This is a genomic window from Pseudogracilibacillus auburnensis, from assembly GCF_003201975.1.
Taxonomy (GTDB): domain Bacteria; phylum Bacillota; class Bacilli; order Bacillales; family Amphibacillaceae; genus Pseudogracilibacillus; species Pseudogracilibacillus auburnensis.
In genome coordinates this window covers 104,651-123,664 of the sequence record NZ_QJJQ01000004.1, presented here as the reverse complement: position 1 = coordinate 123,664, position 19,014 = coordinate 104,651, and the positions used below count along the sequence as shown (strand labels likewise).

Genomic DNA, 19,014 nt, shown 5'->3' with positions numbered 1-19,014 from the left:
GGACGTGAAATATTCAGCGCGAACTAGAGTTATTCGGCGCGGACGTGAAATATTCAGCGCGAACTAGAGTTATTCGGCGCGGACGTGTTTTAATACGAGTCAAGTCCTTAATGTTGTGTAAATTCTAAAATAATTTTCAACCACGTATATTAGTGTTTATTTAGATTGATTGTTATTTTGTAGGAAGGGGTACCCCTTCCTACAAAATAATTTTCGTTAAAGAATAATGCCTACTCTTTTTTAAAGAGGGGTCTTCTCTTTTTTTGATTTTCGTCATAGTCCATTAGCACAGCTCCAATCAGACGAAACGCAGATTGTGTATTCGGGAAGATACGGATCACTCTTTCTCGGCGTCGTACCTCCTGGTTTAAACGTTCTAATGAATTAGTGCTATGGATAAATCTGTGATATTTTTGATCTTCATTTAAAAATTGAATGGCATCATCAAAACCTTCTTCCAATTTTTCGATGAATTTATCCAACTTTGGGTTCTCCTCATAACGTATCACGAATTCATCTTTAAATTTTCTTGCGTCCTCTACTTTTACCGCATCAAAAATTCTTTTGAGATCGAATTTGACTTCTGCCACGCCTTTCTTAGGCATTTTATCGATAAGATTTCGTTTGAAATGTACGGTACACCTCTGCCAGGAAGTACCGATAAACTCTGTTGAGATTGCTTTTTTAAGCCCGCTATGTGCATCAGAAATAATCAGTTTTGGGGATTGTAGACCTCGCGCTATCAAATCCTTAAAAAAGCTTTGCCAGGCTTCATAGCTTTCCGTATGATCAACTTTTAGGCCAAGTACTTCTCGTTTATTCTCCTCATTTATTCCTGTGGCGATGTAGACTGCTTTTGACACAACCTTATGGTGTTCTCGCACTTTAATATACATGGCATCCACAAAGATATATGGATAATATTGAGTGTTTAAAGGACGATTCGCCCACTTTTTGACTATTGGATCTAACTTTTCCGTCAAAGAAGAAACAAATGACTTGGAAACACTCTCTCCGCATAACTCTTCTACAATTTTTTTCACTTTCCGCGTCGATACCCCATTGACTACCATTTCAACCATAGAGAGGACAAATGCTTTATCACAACGAGCATACTTTTCGAATACAGTAGGTGCAAATTCACCACTGCGCGTTCGAGGAACACGCAACCTTATCTTTCCAATACTCATCATGAAATCACGTTCATAGTAACCATTTCGATAGTCCTGACGATACGACGACCGTTCATATGCATGCACTTTCAGATGTTCATCGCGTTCTTTTTCCATATACTCGTTTAAAACTAAAACGATGGTAGATTTGACAACCGCATCAATGTTAGAGTTCATAACTGAGTCTTTTAAAAGATCCATATTTAGGTTAAACTGTAGTTGGGTCATTATTAATTCCTCCTACTTTGATTTCGTGGTTGAAAACATTGTATCATAAGGAATTAATATGACCTTTTTTATTTTTGCTTTTTACACAATTATATGGACTCTATCTTAATACGGCAACCTTGTTTTATATCTTTTTTATTAAAAAAAGCAGGTGCGGGGTACTCAATCCCCAACCTGCTTTTTTCACAGAAATAGTTTTTTCGCTTAGCAAACAACTTTATTCATATCTTAACGACTCTATCGGATCGAGTCTTGACGCTTTGTTTGCTGGTAATAGTCCGAAGATAATTCCGATAAACATCGAGAATAGTATACCTCCGATAATAACCGGTATGGAAACGAGTGGCGGCCAACCTGCATAATGAGATACGATAAGAGCTGCGCCAGTTCCTAATGCCATTCCAATTAAACCACCAATTAAGGTTAATGTCACAGCTTCAATTAAAAATTGAAATAAGATTTGACCGCGTGTTGCACCTAATGACATGCGCACACCAATTTCCCTCGTTCGTTCCGTAACAGAGACGAGCATGATGTTCATGACGCCAATTCCGCCAACTAACAGTGAAACTCCCGCAATACTACTAATAATAATCGTCATGATACGTGTAATTTTCCCGATACCTTCTGCCATTTCCTCCATGTTTAAAATTTGGTACGAATCTTCTTTATCATGCGCAGTATTCAAAAGATCTGCTGCCCTTTCTCCAGCAACTTTTAATTCATCAGGGCCTTCTGCTTTAATGGAAACTTCTGTAATGGATGTTTTTGCAAAAACAGATTGCCAAGTTTTCATAGGAACATACACAGTATTAGAACCAAAGCTAAAGAAGCCTTCCTCTGATTCGATTACTCCAACAATTTCAACAGGTTGTGCTCCTATATAAACTACTTTTCCTAACAATTCCTCATCGTCATCTTCAAACAAATCTTCTTTAAACCCGTCACCTACAATAGCAACTCTTGCACCACTTAAAAAATCAGCTGCTAGTAAATTTCGTCCTTCAGCAATTTCTAAACCTTGGACGTCTAAATATGCTTGGTTGATTCCCATTATTGTGCCATCTGTACTTTCTTGATGATAACGAACAGGAGAAGATTCTGTACTTGTGGCAACAACTTTTTCTACTTCTGGAATCGTTTCGATTAATTTTATATCTTCCTGTGTAAAAGCATCTTCATAAATGGAACTTGCATTTGACTCGAGTTCTTCATCAGAAGGCATATAATATAGGGAGATTGTATTTGATTCACCAGTAAATTGTGATTTTAATACTGCCTCCCCACCTTGACCAATCGCAACGACTGCAATAACGGAACCAACACCAATAATGATACCGAGCATTGTTAAAATGGAGCGCATTTTATGTGCACGGAGGGAGGAAAATGCCATTTTTATATTTTCTAAAACACTCACATCTTACCCTCCTCCGCTTTTTGGTGATCAACCAATGATGGTTCTATCTTCATTTCGTTGCCTCTTGATTCATCCAAATGCACAGATTCTTCGTTCTCAGTAATACTTCGTTCTTCCTGTTCCTGCTCTTCCTCTGCACCTGATGCAACTAATTTCTCATACGATTCTTGATCGACAACAGCCCCAGCTGATGTTAATTTTCCATCACGTACAAATATCGTTCGGTTGGCATAACTGGCTATTTCTGCTTCATGTGTTACTAAAATAACCGTCGTACCTTCTTTGTTTAACAATGTAAACATATCCATTATTTGTACACCCGTTTTGGAGTCAAGGGCACCAGTTGGTTCGTCGGCAAGGATAATATTCGGTTCATTGACGATTGCCCGGGCAATGGCGACTCGTTGTTTTTGCCCTCCTGATAGTGCATTTGGTAAATGATCCATCCGGTCGCCTAGTCCAACTTTTTCTAATGCCTCTTGTGCACGATCGATCCGTTCCTTTTTCCCAACACCTGCATAGATCATTGGCAATTCAACATTTTGTAATGCATTTAGCCGGGGCAAAAGCTGAAACTGCTGAAAGACAAATCCAACTGATTGGTTTCGTACTCCAGCCAGCTCTTTTTCATCATAGGCAGAAACCTGCTTCCCATTTAATAAATACTCTCCACTAGTTGGTTTATCTAAGCAACCGATAATATTCATTAATGTCGATTTTCCTGAGCCAGATGGTCCCATGATAGCGACAAATTCTCCATTTTTGATCTGGAGGTCAATGTCTTGTAAAACGACTAAATCTTCTCCAGCAACAGGATAGCTTTTTACAACTTTCTTTAAGCGAATCATTTAACTGTCACTTCCATCCCATTCTGAATATCATCGGAAGGATCGATAATGACTTTGTCCTCTTTATTAATACCATCTTTAATTGCCATTTTTTCCGAATCAACGGAACCTATTTTTACTTCGACACGTTTTGCTTTCCCATCTTCAACGATAAATACGTAATTCTCATCGTCCTCTTGTTTAACCGCATTAATCGGTAATGTATTAACTGTCTCTTCACTTGTAACTATTTCAATTAACATTTTAAAACCTGGCTTTAATTTTATATCATCTTCCACTGTGACACGGATTGGATAGACAACGCTAGAGTCATTGTTTTCAAGTCCCATACCACTTGATTCTTCTGGGAGGTCCCCAATAAAGCTCACTTTACCTTCCCATTTTTCCTCCGGAACTGCATCAGACGTTAGAACGACTTGCTGTCCAACAGATATATTTAGAGTGTCATATTCTGAAATAGACCCTTCTACAATGACATCGTTTAAAGAACCAATTCGGATAATGGATTGTTCATTCATTTGTGTTTCAGAAGCCGCTTCTTCGTTTACTGTTAAAATGGTTCCATCTACTTCTGATTTCACTTCAAGGTCTTCGATGCTAGAGGTGATCGATTCTTTTTGTAAATTTTCTCGTTCTAACTCGATATTGTTTAGTTGTCGCTGCAATTGAATTTGATCCCATTCTTCTTTAAGCATTTCATTGTCTTTATCTTTTTCCAATTCTTTATTTACTTTCTGTTGTTTTTTATTCTCACTGTCGATCTGCAAGTACAATGACCTAATCTGTAAATCATTTTGTTCCTTTTCAAGATCTAATTGTTTATTTTCGTATCGAAGAAGTTTATCACCTTCTTCAACTTTATCTCCTTCTTCTACAAAAATTTCTGCTACTTCCCCTTTTTCAGGTTGAAAATAGATGTATTGCTCCTTATCTAATTTTAATGTTCCTGGTGTCATCACGGTTTCTTTCATTGTTTCTTCTGTTAATGTCGCTGTTTCTACCTTAAAAGTTGTCGTTGCTTTGCTTTTCCATACATTAATTCCAATTAGCCCTACTACTAAGATAGAAACAATGATAATAATCCACTTTTTTTTCATTATGTATTAAACACCCACCATTGAGGATAGTCCTGAAGTGACCATTGAGAATATAACCATAATCACGAATATCACAATTACAATCGACCATGATAACGTTTTTGAAAATCGAGCAACGATTTGTAAACCGAGAGCAGTAATAATTATTTTCCAAATGGTAAAGATCTCAATATAATTCAAGAATGCGCCAAAAGCTCCTTCAGCTCCAATAATGGAATTGATACTAGTAAAATAAATTTCGTTGTTTCCTCCGACGAATAGTGTTACAAGTCCATTTAATAGAAAACTAAGGGCACTTATCATATAAATATATGAATTCATTGAAAATAATTGTTTAAATGAAACAGTTGATTGTGTCATTTTAGCAACAATAATATGAATAACCGACAAAACTAACACGGTAATTACTGGTGATAATAATCCTGTTAAGATAAGCACTATTTGTGCGCCCATGGTAACGAACATCAATTCATCCTCACTCATCCCAGCTAAATTCGGATCAGTTGTAGGATCAAAACCTGTTACCATTAAAGTAGATCCAATGATAGATAGTGCAGTGACAATTAGTAATGCTACGAATATTTTTGGATTCTCTCTTATTCTATTAAATTGTTCACCCGGGCTCATAATCATCCCAAAAATAGATGGTTTTTCCTTTACTGTTTGTTCCATTTCATTCGTCATTCCTTTTCATCTCCCTAAAATCATTTATTTTATTTCTTTCATTTCTTCTGCTAGTTTTTGCACATCTTCTAACGTAAGGTCAGGATCGATTAGATCAATTGAATAGTTTACCCCTCCTTCTATCCAATTAACAGAGTGCAATTCATTAAAATTAATATATAATGCTTGGGTATCTCTTATCTTTATTTTTTCGGCATCCTCTCCATAGATGTCAAATTCATCATCAGTTATTTCATCATTTGCCTCATTATCACTAGTTTTAAAAATTGTTAATGTCATTAAAGGTGATCCATCACTACGTTTATAATCGATCGTTAAATCAGTATAGCCAAAATCTCCTTCAATTTCGGTGAAAGAAATAGTATCTAATTTATGTTCATCATTATCTGGAAAAAGGAATATATTTTTCTCCATTTTTTCTGGGATTTCTTCCATTGTGATTTCCTCAGAATATTCCTCAAAGTCATCAACTGTTTCAATATCCACATCTTCTGGTAAATCTAATTGAAATAGGGATTCATCTATTTTCGGATTAAAATCAATTTTTGTATATTCGACTGTGTTTTCGATATCTCCATTCGTCATTTTCGTTTTCAACACCACCCAATTCTCTTTATCTATCCATAGTTCTTGATCTCCATATAAACTCTTTTTATCTTTTTTCTTTTTTGCAACAAGATGGAATGCATCACGGTTGGCAACCTTTTCTTTGCCGACATTCTCAATTTCATGGGTATCTGTAATTTGGTTAAGTAATGATTCAACTAGTTCCTTTGGGCTCATATACATTTGATCCAAAAACATATTTCCAAATGCTACTTTGAAAGCCGTCTTGTCTTCTTCTTGATAAATTGTTGCATATTCTTCATCAACTACAACAACTACTGCTCCTTCATCCGTGTCAACTTCTATTCGTGATTTATTTTGATGACGCCATTCCTTCACTACTACATCTTTAAATTCCTCGATTTCTTCAAGATCAAACTTTAACTCACCATAATAAGATACTTCTTTTTCAGCTCCTAATGCATTGGAAATAACTTTTTCTGGTGTATATTGATTCATTTGCTTACAACCAAATAACGATATGATAAGGAAGCCGATCAATAAAAGCTTCAACTTATGATTACCTATCAATCTAGTTACCCCTCCTTTTTGGAATAGAACAGATAAAACATGCCCCTATATTTATTTTGGAAAACGCTTGTACGCTGCCATCATGTTTTTCAATAATTTGCTTTGTAATCGATAGCCCTAATCCTGTTCCATGAGCATCTTTTTTACTTCTTGCTTGATCCACTTGATATAATGGATCAAATAAAAAGTCCATTTTTTCTTCTGGAATTCCTTCTCCTTCATTTTGTACAATTAGATATGTGTACGATTCATAGTCGAAAGAATATGGTTTTACAAAGTCAAAAAGCCAATGTTCTAGTTCTTTTTCTTTTGATAAAGAAAGAACCCATATCTTCCCTGACTCTGGGGTGTGTCTGATCGCATTCATCATTAAGTTATCAGCGACTCGCATTAATTGCTTCGGGTTTACATCATAGTCTCCGATCACATTATTACATGTTTTTAATTCAATATTTTTCTTTTCGCATAATGCTTCATAGCCAGAGATTAGCATGTCAAAGAACTCTTCTCCATCGACAGTTACCAATTCGAGCTCATAGTTTTGAGACTGTAATAAAGTGTGTGTAATTAAGTCATCTAACATTTGTTTCATGAAATCAGCTTTTTCGATGATTACTTTCCGGTACACTTTTTCATCTTCATCCGTTAAATTACCAGGATGATTAAGTGATTCAGCGTATGCTTTAATCGAAGTTAATGGTGTTTTTAAATCATGTGAAATAGTTGCTACCATATATTCTTTCGCTTTTTGTTCAAGCTCGATGACTTCTTGTGCAGCATTAATCTGTTTTCGCATTGCATAAAAGTGTTGCTTTAATTCGCCGATTTCATCTTTTCCTGCTTCCGTCTCCACATAAGAATTTCCACTGGCGAATGCAGACATTTCATCCATAAGGCCTACCAATCTTTTGTTTAAACGATTATTAACGATGAGTGCAACAGTAAGATAAATAATAATGAATGAAATCAAAAAAATACTTGTTACAATCCATCCACGTTTCACAATCGTTGAAATTAACTCATCACGAGCTACTTTCACTTCAAAAAGACCGATAATGTTTCCATCTTCAAGTATCGGTTCTTTATATGTAAAAGCCCTTAATCCTTGTTGTAACTCAAACAAATTTTTGTAAACTTCATCACCTTTTAAGGGTGCTGGTGGATTTGAAGTATACAATACTCTTCCACGATTATCGAATAAGGTAATCGACAGTTGTTCGCTCACCATTTCTTCCAATTCATCTTTTGAAGCAGAAAATGTGTATAATTCTGGATCTCTTAATCTAGTATTCAATTGTTGAATCTCAGCATACACTTCATAATATTCTTCCACTTTTTTATCATTATGATAGGAAGTAATCCACGCAAATAAAATATATGCTGATATAAGCGGAAGAATCATGACAACTAAAAAAGAAGTTAATAACCATGTTTTTATTTTCACAGTAATTCACCAATAAACTGATATCCTTTTCCCCAGACTGTTTGAATGAAAAGTGGGGTTTTCACTGGATCATTTAATTTTCCGCGTAAAGATTTTATATGAACAGTAATCGTATGGAGCCCTTCTTGATCGACTTGCCGCCAGACATGTTCAAATAATTCTTCCTTTGAGAAAATCCGATCTGGATTTTGGGCAAGTACTTTTAACAAATCAAATTCTTTAATCGTAAGGGCAATTTCTTTTTCATCGATAGTCACTTTGTTTTGTTCCCAAAAAATCGTTAACCCACCAGAGAAAGTCGATTTATTTTCATGTTTAGGAATTCCTTGATATCTTTTCCAACGTCTTAGTTGTGAATCGACCCGCGCTTTTAATTCTGCTAAACTAAATGGTTTCGCCACATAATCATCTGCCCCAATGTCTAATCCTTCGACTTTATCCTCATCTTTTTTTCGTGCACTGATGATAATCAGTGGAACATCACTATTCCAACGTATATTTTTACAAAGTGTAAATCCGTCCATTTCGGGAAGCATTAGGTCAACTAATACAAGATCATACTGTCCTTCTTGGAAGTCTTCCCAACCTTCGAGTCCTGTCGTTGCCCAAGTAACTTTATAACCTTCATGAACGAACATATCGCGGACGACGCGAGCAATTTCTGGGTCATCTTCCACAAGTAGTAAGCGCGTTTGCATGATTCATTCCTCCTGTATTCCTACTATAACATAAGCAGGCCTGATCAAATTTAATTTTACAAATACTTTATTTTTAGAATTAGAGACTTTAATGAGGGTGACTAATACTTTCGTGGCAACGGTTTATGATTATGATAGTCCATAAGCTGTAAGTTCAGATCATAAGTAGAACACTCTATAAACAGATCATATGATATGAGTTCACAAGTATAGTATAATGTAGAAAATTGCACCATGTTAATCCCAAAAAATAGAAAACAAAAATATATATTTCAAATGAAAAAGGAGTTGTTTTCATGGAATCGATGACATTGTTTAAATATTCACGTACATCATCTCTAATTTTACTTTCTAAATTAGATGAAAGCTTATGGGATATTCAACCCGAACATTGGCCAAATAATATTCGTTGGCTTGCAGGTCACGTGTATGCCGAAGCGGAAGGATTTATGCATGATGCCGACCATGATTATGAGATAACTCGACCTGATTGGATGCCACTTTTTCTGGATGGATCCCGCCCGTCTGAATGGGAAGGGGATGTGCCTTCAAAAGAGGAAATACTTGAAGCATTACGAGAACAAGAAGGGAGAATTGAAACCTTCTTTTCTGAAAAACTTCATCATAAAGCTTCAAAGGTTCGCGATCTTAATGGGATGAAGCTTGAAACGGTAGACTCCGCTTTACAATTTATTACATGGCATGAAGGCATTCATTTAGGAGATATTAAATCGTTACGACTGGCAACGAAATGAAGAATCCCCCTTCTCTACTTTTAGGGGGATTTTGAGGTTTGAAAAATACTACATATCGAAATTTACTACATATCGATGGATTTCCGTGTTATAAAATGCTTCTGAATATTCAACAAGCTTTTCATTTAAATCAAAAGAAAATCTAAAACGTTGTAATAATGGTCTTTGGTCAATTGATAGCTTTTCTGCAATTTTTTCATCTGGGATACCTACACCAAATTCATCTTTAAATCGATGAAACCTTACTCCTTGTTGATACATAATCTCATATAACGAATTTTGTAAATATTCTGGGTCGCTTGGTAATGAAATATGTTGCGGAATATAATGCTTAAAATGGATATAAGGTTTTTGATTAAATTTATAAAGACGTTCTATACAATAGCATTTTGAATGGAAATGAGATTCTAAAACATGATGTGTTTTAGAATCTACAACAAATAAATCAATAAATTCTTTACTAAGATCATGTCCTTCTTCCAATAAGTATTCGGAAAAACGTTGCCCTTTTGATAATTTAGAAATAGCATTATTATCAAGCACTGTTGTACCTATCCCACTACGTTTTTCTACATAACCTTGTTGAGATAATTGTTCTACTGCTTTACGAACTGTAATGATACTTACACCAAATTCTTCTTTTAACTCTGGTTCTGAAGGAATCAGTGTATTTTTAGGGTATTGTCCACTAATTATTCGCTCTTTTAATATTTCTTCTAATTGTAAATAAAGTGGCCCTTTTTTTAGAGTCAATTTCATATTCTATCTACCTTTCTATATTTGCTCTATTTTCCTTATTTAATAGAGACCACACTTCTTTAGTAGAACAAATTGGAACATCACCGTAAGTAGTATGTGCAAGAACGCCAGACGCAGTAGCAAACTCAATAGTATCATTAACAGAAAAATGATTCATTATACCATGAATAATACCACTTGCAAATCCATCTCCAGCACCTATGCGATCAAGTATATGATGATGATAACTTCGGGAATAAATAAAAGATGAAGGGGAACATGAATACATAAACCCTTGGATGACCTGTGCTCCTTCTGCTTTATTCTCCCTAATTGTACCTGCAATCGTTTCAATTTGATATTTTTCAGCAACTTTCGGCAATAAACTTTCAAGTTGCTTTTTTTGTTCTTTTTCCGTCGTTTCTATTTCTAACAAATATAGTGCATCTTTTTCTGTCATAAAACATATATCTGTCCATTGTAACATCTCTTCATAGTACTGCTTTGCAAATTCCTTCTGATGTTCCCATAACTTTGGGCGATAATTACAATCAAAAATTATTGTTATTCCTAATTGTTTTGCTCGTTTGGCAATTTGTAGGGCAATACTTCTTATTTGCTCTGATATCGCTAATGTTATCCCACAAAAATGAATCACTTTTGTATCTTTAAAAACTGTTTCCAAATTATAATCTGTCATGGCAGAAGTACAAAAGCTGCTTTCCTTCCTGTTTGAATAGGTAACTTGAGTAGGTCTTACACTAAACCCTTTCTCAAGAAAATACATTCCTAAATACTCCCCACCTTGAATAATATCTTCTGTTGAAATTCCTAACGATCTTATATAGGAAATTGCTGCATGACCAAGGCTATTGTAAGGTAATTTTGTAATAAGTGATGTTTGGTGCCCATATTTACTTAATGCACTTAACACATTAACCCCTGTTCCTGAATAGGAAACATTTAATGTATGCGATTGTTCCAATTTTAAGCTATTTGGAACTTCTAATCTCATCATCACTTCCCCAAATGCTTTTATTTTTTTATCCATCTTATTTCCCTACTTTTTTCATCATGTCATATAATTTTTTTACATCTTCTATATCTGTTTTTCCTGTAGAAGGATTAATTATAGAAGAGTAAACGTGTGGAATAACTCGGTTAACTCCTGCCTCTAATGCTATCGTTACAATTTCCTCAAAGTTTTGTAAATTTATACTGCCTGTAGGTTCTAAAGGAAAGTTTTCTTTTGCACAAATGCTTGCAACTCTTTTATAGGCTTCCTTTGTTTTTAGGCCTTTCATAGGAAAAAATTTAACAGAATTTCCACCCATTTCACGAATAAAAGTAATGGCAGATGTAAGGTGCACATTTACTGGTGGTCTTGTGGAAGATAATGGGCCTGTCGCAATATTAACATAACCTAGTTCATTTGTAGGGTTAACGAGACAATTAATAATTGCTGATTCGTTTTTCACACTTGCTCTAGTATATCCTATCGCAGAAAACACTTGATTTACATGTTCTACTTCCAATGATTTACATATGTGTGCAACCATTTCCCATTGATTTGGGTCTCCTGATCCTAATCCGACAGAAATTGCTCCATCTACTTCCTTTTTGTATTTGGCCATTTCATAAACTGCTTGATCTACTGTTTTATAGTCTGAAGACAATAAACCAATTAATACGTGTCCTTCTGTAACCTCATAAATTTCTCTTGCATTATTAATATCTTTTGCCAATACATTTAAACATATCTTATTATTATAGAAACGAGAATGCAACATTTTTTTTAACCACCTAGTATTTGTTTTATACTATATATGATCATTTCAACATCTTGATGAGATAATGATCGCGGATCAATTTCAAAGTATCCAACATTTAAGAAGTAATTACGCGTATAAATAGCTGTATCTCCTTCTTGCAATATCTTTGTTAACTTTTGTGCATGATATTTTGTTTTCTTTTCATCAACATGAATTTGCGCACGAAAGATATTACGTCCTGATTCATCTTGATGAATCTTGACTTGAAGACCTGAAATTTTTTCTAACTCAAAAAAATGATCTAACAAAGTTATTTGCTGTTGTTTAGACAATTGTTCATGCTTATATATTTCTAGTGCTTTTAACAACCCAAAAATTCCTTCTTTGCCTATTTTCATTGCCCTTCCAATTCCTTGATAATGCTGTTGTACATACTTTATATATTGCCTGTCCCCTGCGATAATTCCTGATGTAGGTCCTTCTATCGCCTTTGATCCACTTATAATTAGTAAATTAGCCAAATTAGTATATTTATAAAATGTTTCTTCTGCAGCAATATCAAGAATAAGCGGTAGTTGTTTCTCCTGTGCTAGTTTGCTTACCTCCTGTAATGAAGGCATATTTTTTTGAACACAATGGTGTGACTGGATAAAAATAATTCCCACTGTCTGCTCTGTGACCGCTAGTTCTAATTGCTGTAATGTACAACCATTTGCATAACCTACTTCTTTTACATATCCCCCACCTAGATGGATCATTGTACTAACTGGGGCTCCATAATCGATCATATGTCCTTTCATGATAATTATTTCTTTATGTATGGGATCTGAATGTAAATGTTCTACTAAATAAGCATCATCTTTAGTCACCAATCCAGCAACAGCAAGTGCAATAGCTGAGGATGCTGAATTGGTAACGAGAGCTGATTCTGTATTTAAATATTGAGCAACAATTTTTCCCGATTCTTTATACAGTTCATCCATTTCGTAATAGTGTTGTGCGCCTTCTCTCATCGCTTCTATTACATCATTTGAAAATGTTGAAACTCCTAAAATACTCATCTTACCACTTGCATTAATTACTCGTTTTAACTTCATCTGATTTACATTCATAATAGTTTCCACCTATCATTACCGCATGAGGTTTAATCTGATTTTTAACGACTAGCTCATTTCCAAAAGAATCTTTCAACATCTTTTCTTGCTTTTCAATTGAAAAAAATGTTAAATCTGCAACAGCCCCTTTTTGAATCACTCCAATCTCATGATTATTCATTATCTTTGCCGGGATAGTTGTCACTGAATCTATCACTTTTTCTAATGAATACCCTAAGCTCAAAAATTTGGATAAAGTTGTCGCCATATTATAAACTGGTCCATTTATTCGATTCTTTTCATAAATATCTGTACTAATACTATGAAAAGGTATATTTTTTTCTCGCGCTTTTATAGCGATTGGATAAGAAAAGCTCGAAGTCCCATGACCAATATCAAGATAAACTCCACGTTCAATTGCCGCACGTAAGGCATTGTTCGTTTCCTTATCACTAAAAATATGATTATTTGGTTTTTCGTTAAAGCAATGGGTAATAATATCACCTCTATCTAAATATTGAATGATATCTAACAATTTTGGAGGTGAACTACCGATATGAACCATTAAAGGTTTATTACATCTTTTTGAAAATTGTTTTGCAATTTCTAATGCCTTAGTATCGTTATTCCCTATTACACTTGCACTCATTCTTACTTTTAGACCTATAATCATTTCAGGGTATTTTTCAATCGCTTTTTCAATTGCCTCAAGAGAAAGCAGTGACAAATCTTCTAACTCATTTCTTATCTTTAAACCTACAGAAGATACATTTATAAATGAAAAAACACGTGTTTTACTTTTTTGTGACACTTCATTAAATTCATCGATATCATTTGCACCACAACTTCCAGCATCAACCACTGTCGTTACACCTGTTTTATAGCCAATCTCATCTGGATGAGCACAATATGGTTCAAATTTAGGAAATGAATGGGTATGTAAATCAATCCAACCGGGAGAAACGTAAACATCTTCTGGTAATGAGATAACCTTTCCTTCACCAAAATATTGATTGGTTACTTCGATTACTTTGCTATCTTTTACTACAATGTTGACTTTACTTCCCGTCGTTAACATTGCATTTTCTATAATCTGTATCATGCCCCATGCTCCTTTAGTACCGCTATGTCGTATTATGTATTTTTTAAACTTCATTCATTTCATACTTATCAAACGTTTTTGAAGCACCCCACATGATAAAATATGCTGACATACTACCACCAAAAAAGAACAAGATTGCTGGTATAGTCATAAATGTGATATATAATATTGTTAGAAGTCCAATCATCATAAACAGTGTTAAAATTGGATGGACAATACCAATGATGAATGGCCATTTCAAATAATCCGTTAACTTTAAATTAAAATGAACAAAAATCGGAAAGAAATAGGTTAGGGCAATAGTATATAAAATAAAAATCGTAATCACTCCAAAGCTAACAATAAAATAAAGTAAACTCTCTTGTAATCGTAATATTTGGAATTCTATTATTAAGAAGTATCCAAATAAAAAAAACATCATCCCTAAACCATTTGCTTTCAAAAATTCTTTCCGATAAGAATCCCAAAACGTCTTAAAAATTGCACTATCTTCTTCACCTAACACCCATTTTCTAACTACTGCAAACATTGCTGCCGTTGCAGGCATGAATCCAAAAATGATGAGACCTACTAAAGTAAAAAATACCCAAAGTATATTTAAGTAAGCTAACCTCATTGTCCAAATACAAAATGTATAGTATCCAGCAATAAACCCATGCATCACATTTCCTCCTGATCTTCGTCAAAAATTATTCTTTAACCGAACCAATTAATACTCCTTTTACAAAAAAGCGTTGTAAAAATGGATAAACGATTAATAGCGGTAAAGCTGACACGATGATCACAGCATATTTTACAAGTGAAGCTGTTTTGACCTGATCGGCGAATGATTGAGCCGATCCAGCAGCAGATGCCGCACTATCTGCACTTACCTCATTTACAATCAGTATTTGCCGTAGAATTAGTTGCAATGGAAATAATTTCTCATCCGAGAGATAAATGAGTGCATTAAAATACTGATTCCATAAGGCAACAGCATGAAACAATGCCATTACTGCAATAATCGGTAAAGATAATGGAAGGACTATTTTTATAAATAAATAAAAATCACTAGCCCCGTCAATTTTAGATGCTTCAACTAGCTGATCGGGAATTGTTTGCTGAAAAAAAGACCTTGCAACCAATATAGACCAAGCTCCTATAACACCTGGAATAACAATTGCCCACATTGTATTGACCATTCCTAATCCCTTCACAACTAGATAAGTAGGGATTAATCCCCCATTAAAAAGCATTGTAAATAATACAAACCATAAAAAGAACTGTTTAGCGATTAACTCTTTCCTTGATAACGCATATGCACAAGGTAATAAAATAAATAAATGAATACACGTACCAATTAATGTATATACGATTGTGTTCCGATAACCAACCCAGATTGCTTTATTTTTAAACACACGTATAAAACCATCAAAGGTAATATCAACAGGCCATAACCACATTTTTCCTGTGTTTACAGCATGCGGATCACTGATGGATGCACTTATAACAAATATAAGCGGATAAATAATAATCAACGTGATCATCAATACAAATATAAAGTTAATTCTTTCAAAAGCTTGATCAGACAAACTAAAATTTCGCATTCATTCTCCTCCTTACCATAAACTATTCTCACTTACCTTTCTGGCAATTTGGTTAACGGTAATGAGTAAAACAATATTGATTGCTGATTCAAATAATCCAATTGCTGCAGCAAAACTATATCGTCCTTCTAATAGTCCTGTTTCATAAACAAATGTTTGAATAATGTCTGATGTTTCAGAGTTCAGTGTATTTTGCATTAACAAAACCTTCTCAAAGCCGATTTGCATAAAATTACCCATATTTAAGATAAATAAAATAATAATGGTCGGCATGATGCTTGGTAGATTTATACGTAATACTCTCTGTAACCTCGTTGCTCCATCTACTTTGGCAGCTTCGTGTAATTCCGGATTAACACCTGCAAGTGCTGCCAAATAAATAATGGTGCTCCAACCTAATGTTTGCCATTGACCTGACCATACGTATATATGTCTGAACCAGTCTGGGCTAGTCAAAAATGAGATCGATTCAAATCCCAAACCTCGTATTGCGTGGTTAACCAATCCAGTCACAGGGTCTAAAAATGCAACTAACATTCCTACAACAACTACTACAGATATAAAATGAGGTGCATAAGTTAGCGTTTGTGACCATTTTTTAAATGCTCCAGCCCTTAGCTCATTTAAAGATAAAGCAAAAATAATTGGTAGTGGAAATAATAATAAACCATAAGCATTTAAAATGATTGTATTTTTTAATAAACGCCAAAAATAATAAGAATTAAAAAAGCGATCAAAATGTTCAAATCCTACCCACGGACTGCCCGAAATTCCCAAGTTAGCAAAATAATCTTTAAATGCAATTTGAACACCATACATCGGAATGTAATGGAAAATAAAAAAGTATGTTAAAGCAGGTAAAAGGAATACATATAATTGCCAATTTCTTAACAGACTCTTTTTTATTGCATAAGTTCGGCTTTTTTTATTTAGACTTTTTTTCTCTTGTTGCAATTCCATTCGATTGCACGCCTCCTCTTACACTACTACTCAATTAAAAGATTTCTCTATTTAAATAAATAAACTAGTATCTACACTCAAAACATGATGAGTTCATGCGTAAAAGTAAACTAAAATTCGTAAAAAAAGGGGGAGGGGGATCCCCCTTTGTTCCGTCATCAATTTTCTTGATATCTTTCGAATGCTCCTTGATAAACTCCTAGCAACTCATCTAAACCACCCATTTGTTCAATTGTTTCAACATAGTTGTCCCACTCGGAAAGGTCAACATCTCCACTAATAAACTTATCTCGCATTTCTTCCACATACTTGTCTACATCCGCACCAGTGGATTCTAACACCTTATTTTCATCTTCCGTAAATGTAAATCTCGGCCAAATTTCTTCTGGTACAAATGCTTCAATTTTTTCTGCTGCTTCCATCGATTGTGGTGCAGTTTCTCCACCTTGGAAGAAATCAGCTTTAATAATCCCACTTATTGAACCTAACCAAGTTAACTGTTTTGCTAAAGCTTGTTCAAATGTCATATCTCCTTCTGGATTTAAGATATGATCCATATAGACACTTTCTCCGTCTTTTTCCTCATAGGATTCCCCTTCTACACCCATATAATAAAGTTTTGCGCCTTCATCACTATAAAAATAATCCATCCAACGTACAGCTGCTTCCGGGTTTTCATTTTCACTTGTAATAACAAAACTAGAAGTTTCCCAGATAGAAGAAGAAAGCTTATTATAATCTTTAAATCCTTCTGGCCCTTCCAAAGCAGCTACACTATTATATTGCGAGCCAACTTCTTCACCAAAAAGTTCAATCGGATCATAGAAAATCATGCTTGCATATAAGTTATCCGCTGCATTGGCTAAAAACTGCCCCCATTCAATCGAAAAGATATTTTGCTCAATTAAACTTTCGTCATATAACATGTGGATAAATTCTAATAATTGTTTATATTCGTCCGTAGTTGCATAGAATCGAACTTTACTAGGGTCGGCCGGATCCAAATCGATATTCGTATTCGACGGACCATGATTCATCACACCAAACGAACCAGATAACCACTGTACTAACTCGATAATATCTGTACCACCATATGGAATAGTTTTTCCGTCACCAGCCGGATCAAGCTCTTTTACCGCTTTTAAATACTCATAAAATTCTCCTGTTGTTTCTGGAATATCCATGTCTAATTCTTCTAACCAATCTTCATTTATCCAAGGTCTAGCACTTAACCGTAAGGATAAGAAATCTTCCTCTATTAATGATGGCATAGAATAAATATTTCCATCCGGGAACGTTATTGCTTTTCGGATACTTGGATCGTTCTCCATTAATTCCGTTAAATTTGGTGCATATTCATCAATTAAATCATTAAGGGGTAAAAAAGTACCTTGCCCACCATACTTTAATAAGTCTGCGTTCGTTAATTGTGATAAATAAAATGCATCTGGTAATTCTCCACTCCCAAGAGCTAAGTTTCTTTTTTCCTCAAGAGCATCAGGGTGATGTAAATTCCAATCTGCATTTATGTTTGTCAGATCTCGGTAATGATTCCAAATTAAAATATCATTCCAATCATTATCCTCATTTTGTGCAGGTTTATTTGCAAAAATAGTCATATCTATTTGCTCATCTACAATCGGCATTCCTGTCGTATTTACATTTACACCAGTCGATTCACTTTCTGACTTGTCTTTACTTGCACCTTCATTTCCACCACATGCAGCTAAGATTAAAAACACTACCATTAACAAAAGTAAGCTTTTTCTCCGTTTCACCTATAACCCTCCTTAATAAATTCAATGTTTTCAACGAAAAATTATTTTGATTAAGTCACTAACTATCTATCACCACCTTTATTTAAAGAATATTTAGAAATATCAATAAATCAAAAGAGTATCATACCACCTCTTCTTTATCAATATTGTAAAGAGACTTAGTCTATCAGAAAATTTGCCATTTGCTAAAACATGCCGATTGATAAGTTATTCCACGCTAACAAAGGCATGTTGCATTTATGTAAAGTAATTAACTTACTCATTTTATTACGCATGTCTAAGTTGCCCTTACCATGCACAATATTTATTGAGATGAGTAACCGTAGTCGCAATGTTTTCGATGGGACGAGATTTTATCGTAGTCCCAAAACCTGTTTGATGGGACAAGATTTTTTACAGTCCTAATATGCTTGTATCGGTGTCGTGATAGCACGTCACGTTCTTAGCCAGTAAACAATACCACTTATACTTTCTTGTCGTTCAAAAGAATACTGTAAATTCCAT

At 34.6% G+C, this 19,014-nt stretch carries 17 protein-coding genes and 1 pseudogene; 1 reads left to right on the top strand and 17 read right to left on the bottom strand.

Annotated elements, in window-relative coordinates:
* Positions 1-230: 230 nt before the first annotated feature.
* The 8 genes and pseudogenes from DFR56_RS07315 to DFR56_RS07280 all read right to left on the bottom strand — a co-directional run bounded on the left by DFR56_RS07315 (position 231) and on the right by DFR56_RS07280 (position 8,725).
* Positions 231-1,400: an IS256 family transposase gene (locus DFR56_RS07315; protein ID WP_110394792.1), complete on the bottom strand. Its 1,170-nt coding sequence runs from the start codon at positions 1,398-1,400 to the stop codon at positions 231-233.
* A gap of 217 nt (positions 1,401-1,617) precedes the next feature.
* A complete protein-coding gene (locus DFR56_RS07310; RefSeq protein ID WP_110394791.1) occupies positions 1,618-2,817 on the bottom strand; it encodes an ABC transporter permease in 1,200 nt (399 codons plus the stop codon).
* Positions 2,818-2,996: 179 nt separating this feature from the next.
* Positions 2,997-3,665 (bottom strand): annotated as a pseudogene (locus DFR56_RS07305) (ABC transporter ATP-binding protein); the annotation flags it as partial.
* The gene (locus DFR56_RS07300) at positions 3,662-4,762 is read right to left on the bottom strand and encodes an efflux RND transporter periplasmic adaptor subunit (protein WP_110394789.1); all 1,101 of its coding nucleotides are present in this window, start codon (positions 4,760-4,762) and stop codon (positions 3,662-3,664) included. The gene DFR56_RS07300 and the pseudogene DFR56_RS07305, both read right to left, overlap by 4 nt.
* 6 nt (positions 4,763-4,768) lie before the next feature.
* On the bottom strand, positions 4,769-5,446 hold the full coding sequence (yknW, locus tag DFR56_RS07295) for a YknW family membrane protein (RefSeq protein ID WP_110394788.1): 678 nt from the start codon (positions 5,444-5,446) through the stop codon (positions 4,769-4,771).
* A 24-nt stretch (positions 5,447-5,470) separates the two neighbouring features.
* Positions 5,471-6,583 carry a LolA family protein gene (locus tag DFR56_RS07290; RefSeq protein WP_110394787.1) on the bottom strand — a complete coding sequence of 371 codons (1,113 nt, stop codon included), beginning with the start codon at positions 6,581-6,583 and terminating at the stop codon, positions 5,471-5,473.
* Between the two features lies 1 nt (position 6,584).
* Entirely contained in the window at positions 6,585-8,027 is a 1,443-nt protein-coding gene (locus DFR56_RS07285) for a sensor histidine kinase (protein ID WP_110394786.1), read from the bottom strand.
* Entirely contained in the window at positions 8,024-8,725 is a 702-nt protein-coding gene (locus tag DFR56_RS07280) for a response regulator transcription factor (RefSeq protein WP_110394785.1), read from the bottom strand. Before DFR56_RS07280 ends, DFR56_RS07285 begins: the two co-directional genes overlap by 4 nt.
* Positions 8,726-9,021: 296 nt before the next feature.
* On the opposite strand from DFR56_RS07280, the gene DFR56_RS07275 reads away from it, so the two are divergent.
* Positions 9,022-9,480, top strand: coding sequence for a DinB family protein (locus tag DFR56_RS07275; protein ID WP_110394784.1), 459 nt, complete (start codon positions 9,022-9,024; stop codon positions 9,478-9,480).
* A 48-nt stretch (positions 9,481-9,528) separates the two neighbouring features.
* On the opposite strand, the gene DFR56_RS07270 is transcribed toward DFR56_RS07275, so the two are convergent.
* The 9 genes from DFR56_RS07270 to DFR56_RS07230 all read right to left on the bottom strand — a co-directional run bounded on the left by DFR56_RS07270 (position 9,529) and on the right by DFR56_RS07230 (position 18,510).
* Positions 9,529-10,239, bottom strand: a complete 711-nt coding sequence (locus tag DFR56_RS07270; protein WP_110394783.1) for a GntR family transcriptional regulator — start codon at positions 10,237-10,239, stop codon at positions 9,529-9,531.
* Between the two features lie 7 nt (positions 10,240-10,246).
* Positions 10,247-11,269: a sugar kinase gene (locus DFR56_RS07265; RefSeq protein WP_110394782.1), complete on the bottom strand. Its 1,023-nt coding sequence runs from the start codon at positions 11,267-11,269 to the stop codon at positions 10,247-10,249.
* Between the two features lies 1 nt (position 11,270).
* Entirely contained in the window at positions 11,271-12,008 is a 738-nt protein-coding gene (gene dagF / locus DFR56_RS07260) for a 2-dehydro-3-deoxy-phosphogluconate aldolase (RefSeq protein WP_110394781.1), read from the bottom strand.
* A gap of 5 nt (positions 12,009-12,013) precedes the next feature.
* The gene (locus DFR56_RS07255; protein WP_110394780.1) at positions 12,014-13,102 is read right to left on the bottom strand and encodes a DgaE family pyridoxal phosphate-dependent ammonia lyase; all 1,089 of its coding nucleotides are present in this window, start codon (positions 13,100-13,102) and stop codon (positions 12,014-12,016) included.
* A complete protein-coding gene (locus tag DFR56_RS07250) occupies positions 13,065-14,186 on the bottom strand; it encodes an amidohydrolase/deacetylase family metallohydrolase (protein WP_110394779.1) in 1,122 nt (373 codons plus the stop codon). The genes DFR56_RS07255 and DFR56_RS07250 overlap by 38 nt, the downstream gene beginning before the upstream one ends.
* Positions 14,187-14,229: 43 nt before the next feature.
* Positions 14,230-14,847, bottom strand: coding sequence for a YesL family protein (locus DFR56_RS07245; protein WP_110394778.1), 618 nt, complete (start codon positions 14,845-14,847; stop codon positions 14,230-14,232).
* 28 nt (positions 14,848-14,875) lie between these two features.
* Positions 14,876-15,772 carry a carbohydrate ABC transporter permease gene (locus tag DFR56_RS07240; protein ID WP_110394777.1) on the bottom strand — a complete coding sequence of 299 codons (897 nt, stop codon included), beginning with the start codon at positions 15,770-15,772 and terminating at the stop codon, positions 14,876-14,878.
* A 12-nt stretch (positions 15,773-15,784) separates the two neighbouring features.
* Entirely contained in the window at positions 15,785-16,732 is a 948-nt protein-coding gene (locus DFR56_RS07235; RefSeq protein WP_110394776.1) for an ABC transporter permease, read from the bottom strand.
* Positions 16,733-16,890: 158 nt separating this feature from the next.
* Entirely contained in the window at positions 16,891-18,510 is a 1,620-nt protein-coding gene (locus DFR56_RS07230; RefSeq protein ID WP_244916452.1) for an extracellular solute-binding protein, read from the bottom strand.
* Positions 18,511-19,014: the final 504 nt, after the last annotated feature.

What these genes read in the sequence shown, in the direction of transcription:
- DFR56_RS07315 (WP_110394792.1), bottom strand. Translation starts at nt 1,400, where the DNA reads ATGACCCAACTACAGTTTAACCTAAATATGGATCTTTTAAAAGACTCA.
- DFR56_RS07300 (WP_110394789.1), bottom strand. Translation starts at nt 4,762, where the DNA reads ATGAAAAAAAAGTGGATTATTATCATTGTTTCTATCTTAGTAGTAGGG.
- yknW (WP_110394788.1), bottom strand. Translation starts at nt 5,446, where the DNA reads ATGACGAATGAAATGGAACAAACAGTAAAGGAAAAACCATCTATTTTT.
- DFR56_RS07280 (WP_110394785.1), bottom strand. Translation starts at nt 8,725, where the DNA reads ATGCAAACGCGCTTACTACTTGTGGAAGATGACCCAGAAATTGCTCGC.
- DFR56_RS07275 (WP_110394784.1), top strand. Translation starts at nt 9,022, where the DNA reads ATGGAATCGATGACATTGTTTAAATATTCACGTACATCATCTCTAATT.
- DFR56_RS07270 (WP_110394783.1), bottom strand. Translation starts at nt 10,239, where the DNA reads ATGAAATTGACTCTAAAAAAAGGGCCACTTTATTTACAATTAGAAGAA.
- DFR56_RS07265 (WP_110394782.1), bottom strand. Translation starts at nt 11,269, where the DNA reads ATGGATAAAAAAATAAAAGCATTTGGGGAAGTGATGATGAGATTAGAA.
- dagF (WP_110394781.1), bottom strand. Translation starts at nt 12,008, where the DNA reads ATGTTGCATTCTCGTTTCTATAATAATAAGATATGTTTAAATGTATTG.
- DFR56_RS07255 (WP_110394780.1), bottom strand. Translation starts at nt 13,102, where the DNA reads ATGAATGTAAATCAGATGAAGTTAAAACGAGTAATTAATGCAAGTGGT.
- DFR56_RS07250 (WP_110394779.1), bottom strand. Translation starts at nt 14,186, where the DNA reads ATGATACAGATTATAGAAAATGCAATGTTAACGACGGGAAGTAAAGTC.
- DFR56_RS07245 (WP_110394778.1), bottom strand. Translation starts at nt 14,847, where the DNA reads ATGCATGGGTTTATTGCTGGATACTATACATTTTGTATTTGGACAATG.
- DFR56_RS07240 (WP_110394777.1), bottom strand. Translation starts at nt 15,772, where the DNA reads ATGCGAAATTTTAGTTTGTCTGATCAAGCTTTTGAAAGAATTAACTTT.
- DFR56_RS07235 (WP_110394776.1), bottom strand. Translation starts at nt 16,732, where the DNA reads ATGGAATTGCAACAAGAGAAAAAAAGTCTAAATAAAAAAAGCCGAACT.